General features: G+C 47.3%; 3 protein-coding genes. 2 read left to right on the top strand and 1 reads right to left on the bottom strand.

What is annotated here, in order from left to right:
- Both VE944_RS24825 and VE944_RS24820 read left to right on the top strand, forming a co-directional pair.
- Positions 1-2,911: strawberry notch-like NTP hydrolase domain-containing protein (locus VE944_RS24825; RefSeq protein ID WP_324983377.1), on the top strand; the 2,911-nt coding region annotated here is incomplete at its 5' end.
- Complete coding sequence (locus VE944_RS24820) at positions 2,865-3,374, top strand: strawberry notch C-terminal domain-containing protein (RefSeq protein ID WP_324983374.1); 510 nt, start codon at positions 2,865-2,867, stop codon at positions 3,372-3,374. The genes VE944_RS24825 and VE944_RS24820, both read left to right, overlap by 47 nt.
- Here VE944_RS24820 and VE944_RS24815 read toward each other — a convergent pair.
- Positions 3,337-3,607 (bottom strand): TraM recognition domain-containing protein (locus VE944_RS24815; RefSeq protein ID WP_324983371.1); only part of this gene is annotated, 271 nt, incomplete at its 5' end. The two genes, VE944_RS24820 and VE944_RS24815, sit on opposite strands and share 38 nt — an antisense overlap.

Genomic DNA, 3,607 nt, shown 5'->3' with positions numbered 1-3,607 from the left:
ACAGGGCAAGTGGCAGTGGAAAGATGCTTACGAAGCTGTTGAGATTGCATTAATTCTCTATCTGCGGCAACAAGGATTATCTGATAATCCCTTAGAAGAACTGCGACGGCTTGAGTTGCTCTGCCCCACACATACCCGCCGTAGCGAGGAGCAATTAAAATTACAACAGTTCTCGACTCCATTGCCATTGGCTTACTTGGTAGCATTGGCAGGACAAATTACAAACAATGACTTGGTGCTAGAACCATCGGCTGGTACTGGGATTTTAGCTCAGTTTGCTAAACTTCAAGGTGCAAGTTTGATGCTTAACGAACTAGCCGACGACAGAGCAAAGATTCTGCGACGGTTATTCCCCGGCACTCCACTATTCTCTGTGAATGCCGAGCAGATTAACGATTACTTAGTTGGCAAGACTGAGGCATCTGTAGTGCTGATGAATCCACCATTTTCATCATCTCCCAAGATCAGCGATCGCAACCCGGACGCAACACCTCGGCATATTAACTCGGCATTACAAAGGTTATGCGAGGGCGGGCGGCTGGTGACAATCACTGCTAACTGGTTCTCTCCTGATAATCCCACTTGGCGAGAAACTTTTGTTAAGTGGCAAGAAAAAGCGCGAATTGTGCTTTCAGTGGGGATCATTGGGAAAGCTTATGCCTTGCATGGGACAACGATGGAAACCCGGATTACTGTCATTGACAAGGTTCCATCGGATAATCCCAGCAACATTCCTTGCATAAGAGAAACCTTGGATTTGCCTCAACTGCTGCCATTGATTGAGCAATTACCACAGCGATCTCTGTGGCAGCATTCAACTGCTAAAGCGGTGGCTGCGGTGGCGAAGGTCGTTAAGCTGCCAAAGCGTACTGTACCTGATCAACCACAAACAGTTTTCGAGATTCCAGACGTGGCAGTTCTGGAGTACGAATTGGTCGAGTGGAGTGGCTCAGACAGTTTAAAAGATGCCTTGTACGAAAGCTACCGACCGCAAAGAGTTCGGATTCACGGTGCAAAACCACATCCCTCATTGCTTTGCGAAAGCGCAGCCCTAGCACTTGTCTCACCACCAGCACCTACTTACAAACCACATCTCCCACGCAACATCATCACACAAGGCAAGCTGTCAGAGGCACAACTCGAAAGCGTTATTTACGCAGGTCAAACACACTGTGAATTTCTGTCTGGGTCTTACTTGGTGAACGATTCTTGGGATAATGTGACTGTAGCGGCTCAGGGCGAAGAAAATGCCGTAAAATTTCGTCGCGGCTGGTTCCTGGGCGATGGTACAGGCTGTGGCAAAGGTAGACAAGTCGCGGGAATCATTCTCGATAACTGGTGTCAAGGGCGAAGGAAAGCGATTTGGGTATCGAAAAGCTCTGCTCTACTCGAAGATGCACGTAGAGATTGGTGTGCTTTGGGAGGTAATGAAAAAGACATTATCGACCTTAGCAATATCAAACTAGGCGATTTAATCCCATTCTCCCAAGGTATTCTGTTCTGCACATATTCCACTCTGCGCTCTGTTAAAGGTGGAAAAAGTCGGCTCAAGCGAATCGTTGAATGGGCTGGTGCGGATTTTGAAGGAGCGATCGCCTATGACGAGTGCCACAGTATGGGCAATGCAATGGCTATTGAGGGTAAACTCGGTATGGTTGCAGCATCCCAGCAAGGCATTGTTGGGCTGAGGTTGCAAAACGCATTACCGCAGGCACGGGTTATCTACGTATCAGCGACCGGAGCGACGAAGGTTTCCAACCTATCTTATGCTAACCGCCTGGGACTTTGGCAGACTGGCGACTTCCCATTTACCTCTCGTGAAGACTTTGTGGAATCCATTGAAGTTGGGGGTATTGCGGCAATGGAAATTGTTGCTAGGGATTTGAAAGCCTTGGGATTATATCTGGCGCGGAGTCTCAGTTTTGAAGGTGTCGAATATGATACCTTGGAAATTGACTTGACCCTTACCCAAGAAAGAATCTACGACAGTTATGCTTCGGCTTTTCAAATAATCCACAATAACTTATACAAGGCGTTAGAAGCGTGTAATATCTCCGGCGCGAAAACATACAACCGTATGGCTAAAATGTCCGCCATGTCACAGTTTGAATCCCACAAACAACGATTTTTTAACCATTTGCTGACCGGGATGAAATGCCCAAAATTGATTCAAGCCATTGAGCAGGATCTAGCCCTTGGTCATGCTGTTGTAATCCAGATAGTTTCGACTAATGAGGAATTACTCAAGCGCCGACTCTATGGGATTCCGGTGGATGAGTGGAAGGACTTAAACCTTGACTTAACTCCACGGGAATATGTCATGGATTATTTGATGAGCGCTTTTCCGATTCATCTCCATGAGATACATTCAGGTGAAGACGGGGAAGAACGTTCCGAACCGGCTTTTAATGCCGATGGTTCGCCCGTTATTTCTCAAGCTGCACTTGGGTTGCGTTCGGCACTAGTAGATAAACTCGCCAGCCTTGACCCCATCCCCGGCGCACTAGAACAATTGCTGTGGCACTTTGGACACAAACAAGTAGCTGAAGTTACAGGACGAAGCAAAAGGGTACTCAAAGACGAAGCTGGACGATTATTTGTTGATTCACGAAGTTCTGGTGCGAATATTGCTGAAACCACTGCATTTATGTCCGACCAGAAGCAAATCCTCATCTTCTCTGACGCTGGCGGCACAGGTCGTAGCTACCATGCAGATTTGAACGCCGTCAACCGGAAACGGCGATCGCACTACTTACTTGAAGCTGGTTGGAGGGCAGATAACGCGATTCAAGGTCTGGGGCGCTCACACCGGACGAATCAGGCTTCTGCACCAATATTCCGCCCAGTGACGACCAACGTTAGAGGTGAACGTAGATTTATTTCCACCATTCATTGCCCGACGTTTGGATAGCCTGGGCGCACTCACCCGTGGACAAAGGCAGACTGGAGGAAACGGCATATTCTCAGCACAAGATAACCTAGAGTCACAGTACGCCGAACACGCTTTGTATGAGCTATTTAAGCAAATCTTCCAAGGTAGGTTTTATGAAGTTCCACTAGGGACTTTTGAGCAAATGACCGGATTATCACTGACCTCTCATGAGGGCGGGATGAAAATCGATTTACCACCTTTGCGTCAATTCCTCAATCGGCTGCTAGCTTTGAGAATTGGGATGCAGAATATCATTTTCGAGCGGTTTGAATTGTTGCTGAGTCAGCAGATTGAAACTGCGATCGCCGCAGGTATCTTTGAACTTGGTGTTGAAACTCTTCGGGCTGAACGGTTTACCATCGAAAGCCAGTCAGCCGTTTATACTCATGCTCAAACTGGTAGCGTCACCAATTACTTGAAAGTGGAACGCACCCGTACTTAATCTCTTCATCACCTAAGAAGTTGGAAAACAATTGCGCCGACTCGTTCTCACCAGGATTGAATATAAACTTAGTGCTGCAAGCACCAAGGATCGCCTTAGCGATATCTTTACCGTAGTTCTTCTCAAGCTGCCCCATATTTTGGAAGCCGATAATACCGCAGAAGCCCTCAGAACGTGATTCGTTGAGCCACCTATATAAATCAGGTAGGTATATTGAAGGTAATTCGTCCAAT

This window comes from Nostoc sp. (assembly GCF_035638895.1).
GTDB lineage: Bacteria > Cyanobacteriota > Cyanobacteriia > Cyanobacteriales > Nostocaceae > Nostoc.
Note: the sequence above shows the minus strand (reverse complement) of the source record. Positions and strands in the feature narration are given on the sequence as shown.